Source organism: Streptomyces sp. NPDC045955, from assembly GCF_056430805.1.
In genome coordinates, this window is sequence record NZ_JBWKKY010000014.1 from 107,810 (window position 1) to 124,335 (window position 16,526).

Consider the following 16,526-nt stretch of genomic DNA (forward strand, 5'->3'; position numbering starts at 1 on the left):
GGCATGGCTACCGCCATCCCTCATGGCTCCCCGCTCCGAGTGACGTCAGACGTGACGGTCTTCGGGGGCGGAGCCATCGGTAGCGTACGCGGCCCCGCGAGCGCGGTTCCGCACACCGGGGCACGTCGGCGCCCGCCCGCGCCGCCGCTGTCGGCAGTGGATGTGCACTCCCCCTTGACCTTTTGAGTCTTATTACGCAACTGTGCTGCCTGCCACAGTTCCTGTCGACGAGGAGGCCGGCACGCGATGGAGTGGACGGGCGCGCGTTACGCGGACAGGCCGACGGTCGAGGTGAGTACGTGGATCGCCGCGCCGCCGGGGCGGGTATGGGCGCTGGTGTCCGATGTGATGCGTATGCCGGAGATGAGCGAGGAGCTCCAGTCGGTGCGGTGGGTCGGCGGGGCCACCGGTCCCGTGGTCGGGGCCCGGTTCGTCGGACGCAACGAACACGAGGCGTTCGGCGAGTGGGAGACCACCTCCACGATCGTCGCGTGCGAGCCCGGGCGGGTGTTCTCCTGGGCGGTCGGGGATCCGGACGAACCCAGTGCCCTCTGGCGATTCGTCCTCGCACCCGGGAACGGCGGGACCGAGCTGTCGCAGTGGATGCGGATGGGGCCCGGGCGCTCCGGGCTCTCCTTCGCGATCGACGCCATGCCGGAGAAGGAGCAGAAGATCGTGTTCGTGAGGTTGCGCGAGTTCGAGCGCGGCATGACCGCCGCGCTGGAGCTCGTCCGGCAGTGGGCGGAGGCCTGATGCGGACGGCGACGACCGTGGAGGCGTCGGGCCTCGGCCCCTGGTCCCGGCAGGCCGACTTCGTCGTCGAGGCCGAGAAACTGGGGCTCGACGTCTGCTGGGTCGCCGAGGCGTGGGGCTCCGACGCCCCGTCCGCCCTGGGCTTCTACGCGGCCCGTACGGAACGGATGCTGCTGGGCTCCGCGGTCATGCAGGTCGGGACGCGCACGCCGGTGGCGCTCGCCCAGACGGCGATCACCCTGTCCAACCTGTCCGGGGGGCGCTTCCTGCTCGGGCTCGGCCCGTCCGGTCCGCAGGTGATGGAGGGCCTGCACGGGGTGTCCTTCGCCCGTCCCCTGGCGCGCGTGCGCGAGACGGTGGAGATCGTGCGGCAGGTGCTCGCGGGCGGCAAGCTCTCCTACTCGGGCTCGGAGTTCGAGATTCCGCTGCCCGGCGGGGAGGCGGTGCCGATGCGCCTGTCCCTGCGGGCCGAGCACGCCGTGCCCGTCTATCTGGCCGCGCTGTCGCCCGCCATGCTGCGGCTGACCGGCCAGGTCGCGGACGGCTGGCTCGGCACCAGCTTCGTACCGGAGGGCGCGGCGGACGCCTACTTCGCTCCGCTGGACGAGGGGCTGGCCGCAGCGGGCCGCGGCCGTGACGGCTTCGACGTCTGCCAGGGGGCCGAGGTCGCCTTCGCCCCGGACGAGGAGGCGCTGAGCGCCATGGTCGCCGGCCGGAAGAAGGAACTCGCCTTCAGCCTGGGCGGGATGGGCTCCGCGTCGGCCAACTTCTACAACCGGGCCTACAGCCGGCAGGGCTGGGCCGAGGTGGCGGCGGAGGTGCGGGAGCGCTGGCAGGCGGGCGACCGGGACGGTGCGGCCGGTGTGGTCACCGACGAGATGGTGCTGGCGACCACGCTCATCGGCACGGAGGAGATGGTGCGGCGGCGGCTGCGCGTCTGGCAGGACGCCGGGGTGGACACGGTCCGTCTCTATCCGGCCGGTACGACCCTGGAGGACCGGCTCGCCACCCTCGGCCGGGCGATCGAGCTGGTCCGTGAGGTCGGCGGCACCACCTGAACACGGTGGCCGGGTAGGCTCCCTTGCCGATCATCGGACGACAGGAAAACAGGGGGCTCCGTGCGGGCCATGGCTACCGTGACGACGACCGCGCTCGCATGCCTGCTGGCGGGTGCCGCACTGACCGGGTGCGGCACCGACGGCACCGGCGAGGAGAAGTCCGCCCGTGACATCCTCGACGAGGCCAACCCGACGATGCGGAAGCTGAGTTCGGTCACCGTCCACATCACCAACCGCACGAAGAGCGGCGGTTCGGTCACCAACCGCCTCGTGACCGACCTCGACAGCCGGTGCAGATCCAGGACCACCTGGTCCGGGGACGGCACGCTGGAGCAGATCCGGCTGGGCGAGACGGACTACGTCCGGCCGAACCGGGCCTATGTGCAGAAGTGGAAGAACTATCCGGGCGTCACCGGCGAGCAGAAGCTGTGGGTGAAGACGCCGGTGGACCCGGCCGCCCGGGGCGGCGACGGACTCGCCTCCTGCGAACGGCCCTTCGACTCGTTCGGCACGGCACGCAAGGGCGGCTCCACCCGCGTGGAGGGTACGAAGGCCGTCGAGCTGATCGTGACCGACAAGGCGGACAAGAAGGGGACGTACACCTTCTACGTGGCGGCCGAAGGCAAGCCGTACCTGCTCAGGACGGTCTACAAGAGTGCCGCACAGCAGACCACCACCTCGTTCAGCGACTTCGACGAACCGCTCGACATCCGGGCCCCGAAGGCGGGCGAGGTGCTGAGCCTGCCGGGCGGCGACTGACCCGGCGCCACAGGAGAGCGGGCGAGCGCCGACAGCGCTTTCCGTCGGAATTCCGGCAGCAAGTGGCCGAGCGGGGCGAATCGGCTCACAAGGGCTTGACGGGGCGGGGTGCGCTCGGCCTACTTAAAGGCACAGCCGGCCGTGTCGGGGGCCTGGTCCGGCGTCGGCCACTTGGACCGGATCGCTCCGTCCTCCCCCGCCGAGACGCAGGTCAGGGGTCTGATGGTGCGGCGACGATGGGCAGCGGCGTTGGGCCTGGTGGCCTGCCTGCTGTTGCTGCATCTCGCCGTCCCCGGCCTCGCGCCGGGCGTGCGCACGGCTGACGCCGCGGTCACGGCGGCGGTGAACGCGGTGGAACCGGGGGCGGCTTCGAGCGCCGGAGGCGGAGGGACCGGAGCCGAAGGGGCCGGAGTCGCGGGATCCGGAGTCGAGGGAGCCGGCGCCGAGGGAGCCGGGGAGCCCTGTCCGTGCGAGGAGGAGCCGTCGGTCCGGCAGGCGGCGGCGCGGACGCCCAGGGCGGCCGGAGCGGCCCGGGCGGGCACCGTGGTGGCCGACGCGTCGATGGTGGACCGGGGTGGTACGGACGTCCGGGCGGCGGGAACGGGCCGGCGTCCAGGGGTGGCCGCAGCCTCCCCGAACGCCGTTGCGCTGCAGGCGTTTCGCTGCTGAGCGACGGCGGTACCGACCAGGGCCTGCGCCGTGCGGCCCGAGTACTGCCTGGTGCCGGTACACGGTGATGTGCAGGCCTTCGTGTGTCCCCATGCCGATGACACAGGAGGCGGAGTTGCCCGGAAAGCGTGTTCTGATTCTCAAGCCGGACGAACTGAGCCCGTCCGACCAGAAGATGTGGCGGGAGATACGGACGGAGTCCGGTGCCCCGGCGAATCCCTTTCTCGACCCGGCGTTCACCATGGCGGTGGGGCAGGTCAGGCCTGCGGCCAGAGTGGCGGTGTTGCAGGACGACGGCTCCCCGGTCGGGTTCTTCCCGTACGAGAGAGGGCCCTTGGGGCAGGGCCGGGCCATCGGGCTCGGCGTGTCCGACAGCCAGGGGGTCGTCTTACGCCCAGGGATCCGGCTCGACGCCCGCAGGTTACTGCGGTCCTGCGCCCTGTCGTCCTGGGAGTTCGACAACCTCGAAGCCGGTCAGGAGGTGTTCGTGCCGCACGCGGTCGAGGAACACGCCTCCCCGGTCATCGACATCGGCGAGGGGTTCGAGCGGTACACGCGGCGGCTGCGCGCGAAGTCGCCGAGTTTCCTCAGACAGACCCTGGCCAAGGAGCGCAGGCTGGCCCGGCAGGTCGGCGAGGTGCGGTTCGTGTACGACGCCCGGGATTCGGGTGCCTTGCGGGCGCTGATGGAGTGGAAGTCGGCGCAGTACCGGCGGACCGGCCGGCGCGACCGGTTCGCGCAGGAGTGGATCACCCGGCTGGTGGGGCTGCTCGGGCAGAGCGAGGAACCGGAGTGCCGGGGCGTACTGTCCGTGCTGTACGCGGCGGACCGGCCCGTGGCGGCGCACTTCGGTCTGCGCTCGCGCACGGTGCTGTCCTGGTGGTTCCCGGCGTACGACCGCACCTACGCCAAGTACTCCCCCGGACTCGTGCTCCAGCTGAGGATGCTGCGGGCCGCGGCGGCAGACGGCGTCGAGACGGTCGATCTGGGGAGCGGCCCGGCCCGCTACAAGGAGTCGCTCAAGACCCGTGACCTGCGGGTGTACGAGGGGGTGGTGGTACGGCCGGTGCCGGGCGGGGCCGCCCACTGGGTGAGCCGGGAGCCCGCACGGGCCGCCCGTCGATTCGTCCGCAACCGGCCCCTCCTGGCCGGCGCGGCAGCGCGGGCGCTGGAGGGGGTGGGGCGGCTGCGCGGTCACTGAGACCGGTCAGGCCGGGCGCCCGGCTCCGGGGAACCGGGCGCACCGCGGTCAGCTCGTGCCGGTCCAGTTGTGGGCGACGTCCACGACGACGCGGCCGTCGAGCTGCAGTACCCGGAAGGGCAGCCGGGCGCGGACGCCGAGCCCGACCTGGGTCTCGCCCTCGAAGCTGCCGGCGAACCGGGTGTCCCGGAAGGTGCGGTAGCCGGTGAGGTCCACGCCCGGCAGCGGGCGCGAGACCCGGCCGGGATACGTGGCGGCGCCGGTCTCCGGGTCGTAGGCGGGCGCTGCGACCCGAACCTCGAGGACGGCTCCGCCGGCCACGGGGATCTCCCGGCCCGAGCCGTCCTGGTAGAGCCGGTCGACGTAGCGGACCGAGTAGCCGACGTCGCTGCCCCCGCCGGGCACGTCGATGACCATCCGGTCGAAGCAGGTGTGACGGCCGGTCCGGACGTCCTTCACCGGCGCGATCGTGCCACTGGTGTCGGTCTTGGGGAGGCTTCCCCAGCCGGTCGGACAGGCCGTGGCCTGGGCGGCGGCCCGGGCGGCGACCGGTGCGGCACCGGCCGGGACGGCTGCCACGCCCACCGTGGCGCCGACGAGCGCGAGAGTCGCGCATGCTGTTCTGATTCGTACCATTACCGCCCCCGAGGCTCATGTATTGCTGGTATGGGGTGAGACGTCCGGACGGACCGAAAGGTTGCACCCACCGCGCCGGACCGCCGACCATGGCACATCCTGGTGGGGAGCGATGGGGTCCGGTGCGTCCGTACCGGGAGGACGCGAGATGGATGAGTCAACCGCCGTACCGGACGGGCCCCGGTCATCCGATGGCCGGAGCCGGGGCGGTGGTGACGGCCGGGCCCGGACCGGGGACACCGGCTGGATCGAGGATGCCCTGACCGCTCCGCTGATCGAGGCCGTACAGGACCTCGGGGGTTACGGCGGACTGGTCTACCTGCGCTCCCGCGACCGGCGTTCGCTCGTGCTCGCGATGGTGACCGGGGTGCCCCGGTCGCTGCTGAAGACCTGGTGGCGGGTGCCGGTGGGCGGTGCACTGCCCATGGCGGAGGCCTACCGGCGCAACGAGACGCTGTGGCTGCCGGACGAGAGCGCCACCATGGTGCGCTTCCCGCACTTCACCGCCGGGCTGCCGTACTCCTTCGGCTCGGCCTACCGGCCCGTCCGGGCCGGCGGCGAGACCGTGGGCGTCCTGGTCGTCCTGCGTTCGGCCGCCCGGTCGCCGATCGGCGCGGAGGCCGTGGAGCCGGCGCTGCGCCCGGCCGGGCAGGCCATGGAGGAGCGTCTGGCCCGCCTCGCCGCCGGCCGGCCGGATGCGGAACCGGCCCCGGACCGGGTCGAGTACGACGGCGAACCGGTGGGCGTGCGGCTGCCCACGCCCGCCGTCCATCCCGTCCGGGTAGGGCTCATCGACTGGGACCTCGACAGCGACCGGTGCACGGCGGACGACGAGGCGCTCGCTCTCCTCGGCATCGGCCGGGCGGACTTCCGCGGCACGATGGCGGAGATCGTGGCCCGGGTCAGCCCCGACGACCTGCACGAACTGCGCGCGTGCCGGCACGACGCGCTCACGCTCGGCCAGGTCAGGTCCCGGCACTTCCGGGTGCGGGACGACTCCGCGGGCGAGGCGGAGGCCGGCTACCGGCCCGTCGAGCTGTGGGGACATCTCGTGCGCGGCGGCGCCGGTTCCGGCCGGATCCTGGTGGGAGCCCTCGTCGACGCGGTCAGCGGGCTCAGGGCGGCCGAGGCCGCGGAGCGGCTGCCCGACGGTGTCTTCTCCCTGGACCAGGACGGCCGCGTGACGTACGCCAACCACCGCTGCGAGGAACTGCTGGGCGGCGGCCGCGAGGCGTTCCTGGGCCGCTATCCGTGGGAGGTGATCACCTGGCTCCGGGATCCGGCGTACGAGGACCGCTACCGGGCGGCGATGCTGTCGCAGGAGCAGGTGTCCTTCCTCGTGCGGCATCCCGCCGGGAACTGGCTGAGCTTCGTGCTCTACCCGGATGTGCACGGGCTGACCGGCCGGGTCCGTCCGGCCGGGGCGCCCACGGACGCCGGGGCGGCGCGCGATGCCGGGTCCGCCGCCGGTCCCGAACCAGGGGCCGTGGCGCCGCCGCCCGGTCCGGTCGCGGCGGCGCGTGCCGGGGCGCTGTACCACGTGGTGCAGATGGCGAGCGTGCTCACCCAGGCGGTCACCGTCGAGGACGTGTGCCGGGCCGTGTCCGAGCAGCTGCTGCCCGCGTTCGGCGTCCGGGAGCTCGCCCTGTACACGGTCCGCGAGGGGCGGATGTACCTGCTGTGGGAGTCGGGCTATCCCGAGGGCTTCCTCGCCCCCTTCGAGGGGGTCACCCTCGACACGCAGCTGCCCGGTGTGCACGCGCTGACCACGCGGCTGCCGCTCTTCTTCGAGTCGCCCGAGGACCTCTCCGTCGCCTACCCGGGCATCACCCTGGACCGGATGAGCGCCTGGTCGTTCCTGCCGCTGATCGCCTCCGGGCATCCCGTCGGCTCATGCATCCTCGGCTGGGACACCCCGCACCGGTTCACCCCCGACGAGCGTTCCGCACTCACCGCGCTGAGCGGCCTGGCCGCGCAGGCGCTGGAGCGAGCGCGCCTCTACGACGCCGAGTCCGCCGTCGCCCGCGGTCTTCAGGAGGGGCTGCTGCCGCACCGGCTGCCCGCCGTCGAGGGGCTGCGCACCACCGGCCGCTACCTGCCCGGCACCCAGGGCATGGCCATCGGCGGCGACTGGTACGACGTGGTCACCACGGGGCGCGGGGTGGCCCTGGTCATCGGGGACGTCGAGGGCCACAGTGTCGGCGCCGCCGCGGTGATGGGCCAGCTGCGCAGTGCCGTGCACGCCTTCGCGGCGAGCGAGTGGCCGCCGCAGGAGGTGATCACGCACACCAACCGGCACCTGGCCGAGCTGGAGGCGGACGTCTGCGCCACCTGCTGCTACGTCGAGCTGGACCCGCGTACGGGACGGGCGTTCGCCGTACGGGCCGGGCATCCCCCGCCGCTGCTGCGCCATCCCGACGGGCGCGCGCAGACGCTGGATCTCGCGGGCGGCGTCATGCTGGGCGTGCAGTCCGACGCGGACTATCCGGTCACGGAACTCACGCTCGCCCCCGGCAGTGTCCTCGCCCTGTACACCGACGGGCTCGTGGAGCAGCCCGGCAGCGACATCGAGACGGGCATCGAGGAGGTCCGCCGCTGCCTCGCCGACACCCCGGCGGACTCGGTGGAGCAGCTCGCCGACCGGCTGGTGCGCATGGCCCGCCGGGCCCGGGAGCGGCCCGACGACGTGGCGCTGCTGCTGACGGCGTATCGCTGAGCGACCGGGCTGCCGACGCACGCGACGGGGCGTGGGCGGCGTGGCGCGGGGTACGGTGGGCGGGACGGGTGAGCGAGGCGGTGGTGGCGGTGGAGTGGCAGCGGTATGCCGAGCAGATGGCGATGCTCGCCCGCGATCTGGTGGCGCAGGATTCGGTGCAGGCGACGCTGGACGAGATCGCGGCAGCCGCCGTGAAGCTGGTCGAGGGCTGTGACGCGGCCGGGATCCTGGCGGTGTCCAAGGGCCGGGCCCTGACGCTCTCCGTCTGCGGCGACATGGTCGAGGAGTCCGACCGGCTGCAGGGCGAGCTGGGCGAGGGACCGTGTTTCGACGCGGCCCGGCGCGTGGACGGTGAGCGGCTGTTCCGCATCGCCGACATGACGAAGCCGCAGCCGTCCTGGCCGCGGTTCTCCCAGGCCGCCCGCGACCTCGGAATCGGCAGCATGACCGGTGTGCTGCTCTACACCGGTGGGCAGGACTTCGGCGCCCTCAACCTGTACTCGCGCCGGCCGGGGGCCTTCGGCAAGGACATCGAGGCCGCGGGCTGGCTGCTCGCCTCCCACGCCGCCGTCGCGCTGGCCACCGCCCGCACCGTCGACCAGCTCGAGCACGCCCTGGAGACCCGGCACGCCATCGGGGAGGCCATGGGGATCCTCATGGAACGTCACCGGATGAGCGAGGACGAGGCCTTCGACGTGCTGCGGCGCATCTCCCAGCATCACAACATCAAGCTGCGCGACGTCGCCCGGCACGTCCGCGTCGACACTCCCGGCCAGGGCTGACCGGAGCGGTAGGGCACCTCACGGTGCTGACCGGGCAGGCGGCGCCGGTGTCGATGCCCAGCAGCGGGCCGGTTCGGGAGGACACCGGCGGTGGCGTGGGCGGGGTGCCGAACGCCCTGCGCTCGAGGCCGGTGAGCCGCCCGCGTCCGTCGAGATCACCAGCGCCTTCTGGGGAGCCTGCCACGGCGGTCACCTGCCCACCGCGCGGTACCTCCACCGGCACGGCGCGGACATCAACTGGTGCGGCTACGACGACCGGACCCCGCTCGACATCGCCCGGGCCCAGGACGCGGACGACGTCGTGCGGTGGCTGCGCGGCCTGGGGGCGCGGAGCCGCTCGTAGCGTCCGCGGTGTCTCACAGGCAGTAGCGCACGAGCCACTCGTCCTGGTTGTACGCGGTGCGCGCCGGGTCGGGCGTGCCGGCGGCGCGTTCCTCGACCGTGTCCTCCAGGCGCACCCGCTCCGGCAGTGTCCCGAACCGGGCCTGGCGTGCTGCGGCTTCCGCCTCGCTGCTCCGCTGTGACATCGCTTCGTCCACGGCGATTCCCCTCTCCGGCCGGCCTCTCCGACCGATCGGCCTCCCTGGGCAATGAGTTGACGTGCGAGCCGGGCTCATGGTTCCCGCGAGGGTCACTTGTTCGACCCTACGAACTTTCCGCTCGGCTGTTTCCCTTGCACGGGGACCAGTGATAGTAAACCTTCCTATCAGTTCTGCACGGCCAGCTCTTCCAACCCCCACCCTGCTTGGAGGCCCCGTGAGACACCCCTCGACCCCGGCGGCGCGCCGCACCGTCCTGGCGCTCTTCGGCGCGACACTCGCCGCCGCCCCGTTCCTGAAGCCGCCGCACGCCACGGCCTCCGTCCGTGCGGCCGGGCTCGACAACCCGGCGAAGAAGGAGATCGCCATGCAGCTCGTGTCGAGCGCGGAGAACTCCTCGCTCGACTGGAAGGCGCAGTACCAGTACATCGAGGACATCGGCGACGGCCGCGGCTACACCGCCGGCATCATCGGGTTCTGCTCCGGTACCGGCGACATGCTCGACCTCGTCGAGCTGTACACCGACCGCAAACCCGGCAACGTCCTGGCGAAGTACCTGCCGGCGTTGCGCCGGGTCGACGGCTCCGACTCGCACGACGGGCTCGACCCGGGCTTCCCCGGCGACTGGCGCAGGGCGGCCCGCGACGCCCAGTTCCGCCGCGCCCAGGACGACGAACGCGACCGGGTGTACTTCGGCCCGGCGGTCCGGCAGGGGAAGGCGGACGGGCTGCGGGCGCTCGGCCAGTTCGCGTACTACGACGCCATCGTCATGCACGGCGACGGCAACGACCCCCTGAGCTTCCGCAGCATCCGTCAGCGGGCCCTGCGCACCGCGAACCCACCGGCGTGGGGCGGTGACGAGGTGACGTACCTCGACGCCTTCCTGGACGCACGCGTGTGGGCGATGAAGCAGGAGGAGGCGCACAGCGACACCAGCAGGGTCGACACGGCACAGCGGGTCTTCCTGCGCGAGCGCAACCTCGACCTCGACCCGCCGCTGGACTGGAAGGTCTACGGCGACAGCTACCACATCGGCTGAGGACCGCGGCCCGGGCAGGATTGGTCCGGCAAGCAGGCACAGAAGTGGACCCCTTCCCGGGCCGCCCGGCTGCCTAGCGTCGCCCTATGAACGCCACCACCACGCGCGGTGCTCTGCTCGCCGCGCTCGCCTGCGTCCTCGTCGGAGGCTCCTTCACGGCCAACAGCGTCCTGGGCGACTACCCGTACGCGGGCGGTCAGTTCCTGCGGTACGGGCTGGCCTGTCTGCTGCTCGTGCCGCTGACCGGCAAGGGCGCGGCCGCCCGGCTGCGGGCGCTGACACCCCGTCAGTGGATCCGGCTCGCGCTGCTCGCCGCGGTCGGCATGGTCGGTTTCAACCTGGCCGTCATCGCCGCGGAGCGCACGGCGGAGCCTGCGGTTCCGGGCGTGTTCGTGGGCTGTGCGCCGGTGGTGGTCGCGGTGCTCGTGCCCCTCCTGGACGGGCGCCGGCCTCAACGGTCCGTGTTGTGCGGGGCGTTGCTCGTGGCCTTCGGTGCCTGCGTCGTCCAGGGCTGGGGGCGCACCGACGGCGCGGGCATCGCCTTCTCCGTGTGCGCCCTGGCGGGAGAGGTCGGGTTCGCCGTGCTCGCCGTGCCCGTACTGCGGCCCCTCGGTCCACGGCTGCTGTCCGCCACGGTGTGCGCGGTCGCCGCGCTGGAGTCGGCGGCGGCCGGAGTGCTCGCCGAGGGCGCCGCGTGGCTGCGGCGTCCGGACACCGTCGAGACCTGCGCGCTGCTGTGGCAGGCGGTGGTGGTCACGGTGGTCGGGTTCGTGTGCTGGTACATGGGCATGCAGCGGATCGGAGCGGAACGCGCCACCCTGTTCTCCGGCCTCATCCCGGTCGCGGCGGCCTGCACCGCGCCGCTCGTCGGTACGGGCTCCTACGGTCTCGCGCAGGCGGCGGGCAGTGCGCTGGTCGGCCTCGGCGTCGCCCTGGGGTCCGGGGCGCGGACGCGGCCGGGCGGAGACGGGCCGTCGGTGATCCCCGCGGGCGGCCGCACTCCCCCGGTGGCCACCTTCCGGGGGAACAAACCCCCTGAGGAACGTGGTGACGCCGTGTCCGGCATGCCGGAGTGATCTCGCGCGCATCTAATGGACGGCGTCGCACGTCCCGTCCCACACAGGAGTCCACGGCCATGCCGCACACCCGCACCGGCGCAGGGGACGAGAAGGCCGCACGGGCGGGTCTGCTGCGGCGGCTGGGCGAGTGGTGCGCGCGCCACTTCGTGGTCGTCGTCATCGCCTGGGTCGTGGCGCTGGTGGTCCTCCAGGTCGTCAGCCGCTCGGTCGGGGGCACGTACTCCGACAACTTCACCCTGCCGCAGGCTCAGTCGCAGAAGGGCCTGGACGTGCTGAAGAAGCACGATCCGCAGGCCGGCGGCTACAGCAGCCAGATCGTGCTGCAGGACGACGGGCAGTCCCTGTCCTCACTGAGCTCCCAGATGTCCACCACCGTCGCCGACCTGGGGAAGCTGCCGCACGTCCTGTCGGCCCAGAACCCGCTCTCCGCCCCGGGTTCGTCCTCCGGCCAGTCGCAGCAGAACGTGGGGCCGTTGTCGGACGACGGGAAGACGGCCTACATCACCGTCCGCTTCGACGTGCAGCCGTCGACCCTCGGCGACGACTATCTGAACGGGGTCGACGACGCCGTACAGCCGCTGCGTTCGGCAGGGGCGGAGGTGGAGTACGGCGGACCGCTCGGCGAGCTCGCCCGGCCGGCCGCCGACGACCGGGTGAGCGAAATGATCGGGTTCGGCGTGGCCGTCATCGTGCTGCTGGTCGGGTTCGGGAGTGTGATCGCCGCCGGTGTCCCACTGCTGACCGCGCTGATCAGCGTCGTCGCCGGTCTCGCGATCCTCGGCCTGCTGGCCGCCGCGTTCACCTTCGCGACCGTCTCACCGACGCTGGCCACGATGATCGGACTGGGCGTCGGGATCGACTACGCCCTGTTCCTGATCACCCGTCACCGGCAGAACCTCCTCGACGGGGCGGACCCGGTGCGGGCCGCCGGGCAGGCGGCCGCCACCAGCGGCCGCGCCGTACTCGTCTCCGGCTGCACCGTGATCATCGCCCTGGCGGGCCTGTCCGCGTCGGGGGTCTCCTTCATCGCCAAGCTCGGGTTCGCCGCCGCCGTCACGGTCGTCTCGGCCGTCGCCGGAGCGCTCACCCTGGTCCCGGCCCTGCTCGGGCTCCTCGGCCGGCACATCGACCGCTACCGGGTGCGGCGCCCCGTCGCCGAGACCGACGCCGGGGCGGGTGACGCGCCGCAGGGCACCTGGCACCGGTACGCGCAGCGAGTGGAGCGCAGGCCGCTGTGGTTCCTCGCGGCGGGTGTCGCGGTGATCGTCGTCCTGGCGATCCCGGTGCTGTCCATCCGGCTCGGCCACATCGGTGACGGCGCCGACCCGACGTCCTTCACCGACCGGCGGGCGTACGACCTGATGACGGACGCGTTCGGGCCCGGGTCCAACGGTCCGCTGACGGTCGTCATCGACCAGACGGACGTACCGGACTCACAGCGCTCCGGTCTGGCCTCGAAGGCCCAGCAGACGCTCGACTCGGCCCAAGACGCCGCCGTCGTCACGCCCCTGACGGCCACCCAGGACGGAGACGTCCTGGTCGGCACGGTCTACTCGACGTCGTCCCCGCAGAGCGCCACGACCACGGACCTGGCCAACCGTCTGGTCGACGACACGCTGCCGGACGCCGTCCGGGGCACGGAAGCCAAAGGGTACGTCACGGGTACGACGGCGGCGCAGGTCGACTTCCGTGACATCGTCGCCTCCCGGCTGGCGGTGATCATCGCCGTGGTGGTGGCCCTGGCGTTCCTGATCATCCTGGCCGTGTTCCGGGGGCTGCTCGTCGCCGTGAAGGCCGCCGTCCTCAACATCCTGTCGATCGCCGCCTCGTACGGCGTGGTCGTCGCGGTGTTCCAGTGGGGCTGGGGCGGCCCCGCCCTCGGCGTCAACGGCACGGTCCCCATCGAGAGTTATGTACCGATGATGATGTTCGCCATCATCTTCGGCCTCAGCATGGACTACGAGATCTTCCTGCTGTCCCGGGTCCACGAGGCGTGGCTGCGCACCGGGGACGCCAAGGCCTCGGTCGCGCACGCCCTGGAGATCACGGCCCGGGTCATCACCTGCGCCGCGCTGATCATGGTGAGCGTGTTCGCGGCGTTCATCGTCAGCGACAGCATCGTGGTCAAGATGCTCGGACTGGGGCTGGCCGTCAGCGTGCTCATCGACGCCACCGTGGTACGCCTGCTGATGGTGCCGGCCGTGATGACACTGCTGGGGCGGCACGCCTGGTGGGCTCCGCGGTGGCTGGACCGGATGCTGCCGCACATCGACGCCGAGGGCGGAGGGGCCCAGGCGATGGGGGTCAATGAAGCACCAGGTGGACCAGGGCGACGGTACCGACGGACACGATCAGGGTGCGCAGGACGGCGGGACTGAAGCGGCGGCCCGTCCTGGCTCCGATCAGGCCGCCCAGTGCGGAACCCACGGCGATGAGCAGGACGGCCGTCCAGTCGAACTCCGCGAAGAAGAGGAAGAGCACCGCGGCGACGGTGTTGACGACGGCGGCCAGCACGTTCTTGACGGCGTTGAGCCGCTGGAGTGTGTCGTCGAGCAGCATGCCCATCAGGGAGACGTAGATGATGCCCTGCGCCGCGGAGAAGTAGCCGCCGTAGACGCTGGCGAGCGTCAGGCCGGTGAACAGCAGCGGGCCGCCGTCACGACGGGCGGGACCAGCTGCCGGGCGACGGCGGCGCACCCTCTTGCCGATCAGCGGCTGGCAGGCGACCAGGACGAGGGCGAGGCTCACGAGGACCGGAACGATCCGCTCGAAGGCGGATGCGGGCAGGGTCAGCAGCAGGACGGCGCCGGCGAGGCCGCCCAGTACGGCACCGATGCCGAGCAGCAGGACGCGGCGTCGCTGCCCGCGGAGTTCCTCGCGGTAGCCGATGGCCGCGCTGATGGAGCCGGGGACCAGGCCGAGCCCGTTGGACACCGTGGCGGTGACCGGGGGCAGGCCGGTGGCGAGCAGGACCGGGAAGGTGATCAGCGTTCCCGAGCCGACGACGGCGTTGACGGCGCCCGCGCCCGTACCGGCGGCGAACACGGCCGCCATCTCGCCCGGCGTCACAGCGCCGCTCCGCCGGCGCCGCCGAGTCCGGCGTTCCTGGTGAGGTGCATGGGATCACGCTAGAGGGTGGTCGGTTCGGCGGCCGTCGAAGAGCGGCGGATGGCCGGGAATGATCAACGGCGGCGGGATCCGGGCCGGATCCCGCCGCCGTTCGCCGGTCGTGCCGGTGCTGTCCGTCAGCCTCGCCTGACGCGGCGCAGGACGACGAAGCCCGCGATGACCAGGACGGCGCCCGCCGCGGCCGGCCAGAGCTGGGCGCCGGTGTCGGCGAGACCGCCGCTGCCGACCGCCTGGGGCTCGGTCCGGGACGGGTCCGACGGGGTGGGAGCGGCGCTGGTCGCCGTTCCGACGGCCTGGGACTGGCCGAGGCCGTCCGTGTCCTCGCCTGCGTCGTCCTTCGAGCCGCTCTGCTCGCCGGTGTTCGCGGCGCCGCCTTCGGGCGTGGGCGTCGCGAACACCTCCGGCTCGTCGGTGCGCGGCGCGGCCGTGGGCGAACCGTCCTGCTCCGGCTGCTCCGGCTCGGGGGCCGGCTTGTTCGTCACCGGGGGCTTGGCGGCCTGGTCCTTCCCGCCGTTGCCGTCGCCCTTCCCGCCGTCGCCGTCACCCGTGTCGCCGGGCTTGCCGCCGGCGTTGCCGTCCTGCGGGGCGTCCGGGGTGCGGGTGGGCTGCTCCTGCGGGGCCTCGGGGGCCTTCGTCGGCTCCGCGGGGGCCTTCGTCGGCTGCTCCTTCGTCGGCTCCTCCTGCGGCTCCTCCTGCGGGTTGTCGCCCGGCTCGGCTTCCGCCCCGGCGCCGCACGTGCGGCCGTCGTTGATGCAGTCGGCCATCTCCCGCATCAGTTCCTCGTCGAAGACGTTGATGAAGTCGCCGTGGTCCGTGACCGGCTTGTGCAGCTGCTCCGGGAAGGAGTCCACCGCGAACAGCGGCGTCGTACGGCCGCCGTCCTCCAGGCTCGGCGCGTCGACGTCGTAGACGATGCGCTGGACAAGCTGCGGGATGGGCCGGAAGCCGGACGGGCAGTTGCCGGCGGCGTCCGTGAACGCCACGTGGGTGCGGTGGTTGGCGCTGTCGATGTTGCGGCCGTCCCAGCAGCTCTGGAACTTGAAGGTGCGCACCACGTCGCTGCCCTGCGGGCACAGCGGGTACTTGTCCTTCAGCTGCCGGTCCTCGAAGCCCGTGCAGCTCCAGGAGGCGTTGGCGTTGGCCGGGCCGTTGACGAACGACTTGGCGTCACCGGTGATGATGCGCAGCAGCCGCGGCATCTCGGTGACCTTGTCGCGCGGATTCCCCACGAAGGTCAGCGTGACCTGCTTCGGCGTGACGATCTCGCCGGCGTTGCCCTCGATGCCGCCGCCGGGCGACTTGGCGTCCTGCTCCTGGGTGCCGTTCTGCAGGCGCAGCACGGGCCAGTAGTAGGAGGACTTGTCGCCCTGGTCGACGCAACTGGTCTTGGCGTCCGCGAGGTCCTGATCGCTGGCGAAGGCGTTGTTGGCCTGGTTCCCGACGTAGTCGTGGAAGTGGTGGGCGCCGTTGGTGACGCCCGGGGCGGCGATGATGTTGTCGGAGTTGAACACGCCGTTCTCGTTCACGCCGCAGTCGGTGACGAAGGAGCCCCGGGAGGCCTTCGTCCCCTGGCGCGGGCCGCCGGCGTTGGGCTGGACGCTGGTGATGGGCGCGAAGTCGGAGGCGACGGGGCCGTTGCCCGCCTGTCCGCCATTGGCGCCTTGGCCGTCGCCCTGCTGCTGGCCGTCCTGCCCCTGCTCCTGGCCGGGCTGTTGGCCGCCGTCGCCGTCCTGGCCCTCGCCCTGCGCGGGGGTCTGGTTGCCGGAATCCCGTACGGTGCAGGCGGCGAGGGCCTCGAGCCCTTCGGGGCGGTCCCCCACCCGGTCGATGGCGATCGCGATGCGTTCGAGGGCCGCGGCCCGCTTGTCCTTCAGCGGGTTCATGATTGCGTTGTCGGCGAAGCCGGAGTCCTGCTGCACCTGCTGCGCGGACTCGCTCAGGCGCTGGTAGGCCTTGGCGATCTGCTCGTCCAGGAGGGCGAGTTCCTTGTCGACCTCCCCCCGCGCCTGCTCGGGGACCGACGTGAGCTTGCTGCCCACGTCGGGGCAGTCGATCGTGGAGCCCGCGGTCCGGACCCCCGTACCGGACCGCGTCTGGGCCGAGTCACCGCCCGAACCGCCGTCGGTCGCGGAGGCGTAGACGTTCGCGGCCATCAGGCCGCCTCCG

General features: G+C 72.5%; 15 protein-coding genes. 11 read left to right on the top strand and 4 right to left on the bottom strand.

Annotation, left to right across the window (positions count from 1 at the left end):
* Positions 1–246 precede the first annotated feature (246 nt).
* The 5 genes from AC07F0_RS27410 to AC07F0_RS27430 all read left to right on the top strand — a co-directional run bounded on the left by AC07F0_RS27410 (position 247) and on the right by AC07F0_RS27430 (position 4,440).
* Complete coding sequence (locus tag AC07F0_RS27410) at positions 247–753, top strand: SRPBCC family protein (RefSeq protein WP_478982722.1); 507 nt, start codon at positions 247–249, stop codon at positions 751–753.
* Positions 753–1,811 carry an LLM class flavin-dependent oxidoreductase gene (locus AC07F0_RS27415; protein WP_478982724.1) on the top strand — a complete coding sequence of 353 codons (1,059 nt, stop codon included), beginning with the start codon at positions 753–755 and terminating at the stop codon, positions 1,809–1,811. The genes AC07F0_RS27410 and AC07F0_RS27415 overlap by 1 nt, the downstream gene beginning before the upstream one ends.
* A 69-nt stretch (positions 1,812–1,880) precedes the next feature.
* Positions 1,881–2,570, top strand: a complete 690-nt coding sequence (locus AC07F0_RS27420) for a hypothetical protein (protein ID WP_478982726.1) — start codon at positions 1,881–1,883, stop codon at positions 2,568–2,570.
* A 171-nt stretch (positions 2,571–2,741) separates the two neighbouring features.
* Complete coding sequence (locus tag AC07F0_RS27425; protein ID WP_478982728.1) at positions 2,742–3,239, top strand: hypothetical protein; 498 nt, start codon at positions 2,742–2,744, stop codon at positions 3,237–3,239.
* A 97-nt stretch (positions 3,240–3,336) separates the two neighbouring features.
* Positions 3,337–4,440: a GNAT family N-acetyltransferase gene (locus AC07F0_RS27430; protein WP_478982830.1), complete on the top strand. Its 1,104-nt coding sequence runs from the start codon at positions 3,337–3,339 to the stop codon at positions 4,438–4,440.
* Between the two features lie 48 nt (positions 4,441–4,488).
* Here the strand turns inward: AC07F0_RS27430 and AC07F0_RS27435 are convergent, their stop codons facing one another.
* The gene (locus AC07F0_RS27435; protein WP_478982730.1) at positions 4,489–5,076 is read right to left on the bottom strand and encodes an AMIN-like domain-containing (lipo)protein; all 588 of its coding nucleotides are present in this window, start codon (positions 5,074–5,076) and stop codon (positions 4,489–4,491) included.
* A 148-nt stretch (positions 5,077–5,224) separates the two neighbouring features.
* Here AC07F0_RS27435 and AC07F0_RS27440 point away from each other — a divergent pair, with 148 nt between their 5' ends.
* The 3 genes from AC07F0_RS27440 (at position 5,225) to AC07F0_RS27450 (ending at position 8,917) form a co-directional block, all read left to right on the top strand.
* Positions 5,225–7,792, top strand: a complete 2,568-nt coding sequence (locus AC07F0_RS27440; protein WP_478982732.1) for a SpoIIE family protein phosphatase — start codon at positions 5,225–5,227, stop codon at positions 7,790–7,792.
* A gap of 116 nt (positions 7,793–7,908) precedes the next feature.
* Entirely contained in the window at positions 7,909–8,574 is a 666-nt protein-coding gene (locus AC07F0_RS27445; RefSeq protein ID WP_478982831.1) for a GAF and ANTAR domain-containing protein, read from the top strand.
* Positions 8,575–8,728: 154 nt separating this feature from the next.
* On the top strand, positions 8,729–8,917 hold the full coding sequence (locus tag AC07F0_RS27450; protein ID WP_478982832.1) for an ankyrin repeat domain-containing protein: 189 nt from the start codon (positions 8,729–8,731) through the stop codon (positions 8,915–8,917).
* A gap of 13 nt (positions 8,918–8,930) precedes the next feature.
* Here AC07F0_RS27450 and AC07F0_RS27455 read toward each other — a convergent pair whose 3' ends face one another.
* Positions 8,931–9,113, bottom strand: coding sequence for a hypothetical protein (locus AC07F0_RS27455; protein ID WP_478982734.1), 183 nt, complete (start codon positions 9,111–9,113; stop codon positions 8,931–8,933).
* A gap of 217 nt (positions 9,114–9,330) precedes the next feature.
* On the opposite strand from AC07F0_RS27455, the gene AC07F0_RS27460 reads away from it, so the two are divergent.
* The 3 genes from AC07F0_RS27460 (at position 9,331) to AC07F0_RS27470 (ending at position 13,609) form a co-directional block, all read left to right on the top strand.
* Entirely contained in the window at positions 9,331–10,152 is an 822-nt protein-coding gene (locus AC07F0_RS27460) for a chitosanase (RefSeq protein WP_478982736.1), read from the top strand.
* Positions 10,153–10,238: 86 nt separating this feature from the next.
* Positions 10,239–11,228, top strand: coding sequence for a DMT family transporter (locus AC07F0_RS27465; protein WP_478982738.1), 990 nt, complete (start codon positions 10,239–10,241; stop codon positions 11,226–11,228).
* A 59-nt stretch (positions 11,229–11,287) separates the two neighbouring features.
* A complete protein-coding gene (locus AC07F0_RS27470; RefSeq protein ID WP_478982740.1) occupies positions 11,288–13,609 on the top strand; it encodes an MMPL family transporter in 2,322 nt (773 codons plus the stop codon).
* Here the strand turns inward: AC07F0_RS27470 and AC07F0_RS27475 are convergent.
* Complete coding sequence (locus AC07F0_RS27475) at positions 13,536–14,285, bottom strand: sulfite exporter TauE/SafE family protein (RefSeq protein WP_478982833.1); 750 nt, start codon at positions 14,283–14,285, stop codon at positions 13,536–13,538. The two genes, AC07F0_RS27470 and AC07F0_RS27475, sit on opposite strands and share 74 nt — an antisense overlap.
* Positions 14,286–14,476: 191 nt before the next feature.
* Positions 14,477–16,513, bottom strand: a complete 2,037-nt coding sequence (locus AC07F0_RS27480) for a DUF1996 domain-containing protein (protein WP_478982742.1) — start codon at positions 16,511–16,513, stop codon at positions 14,477–14,479.
* Positions 16,514–16,526: the final 13 nt, after the last annotated feature.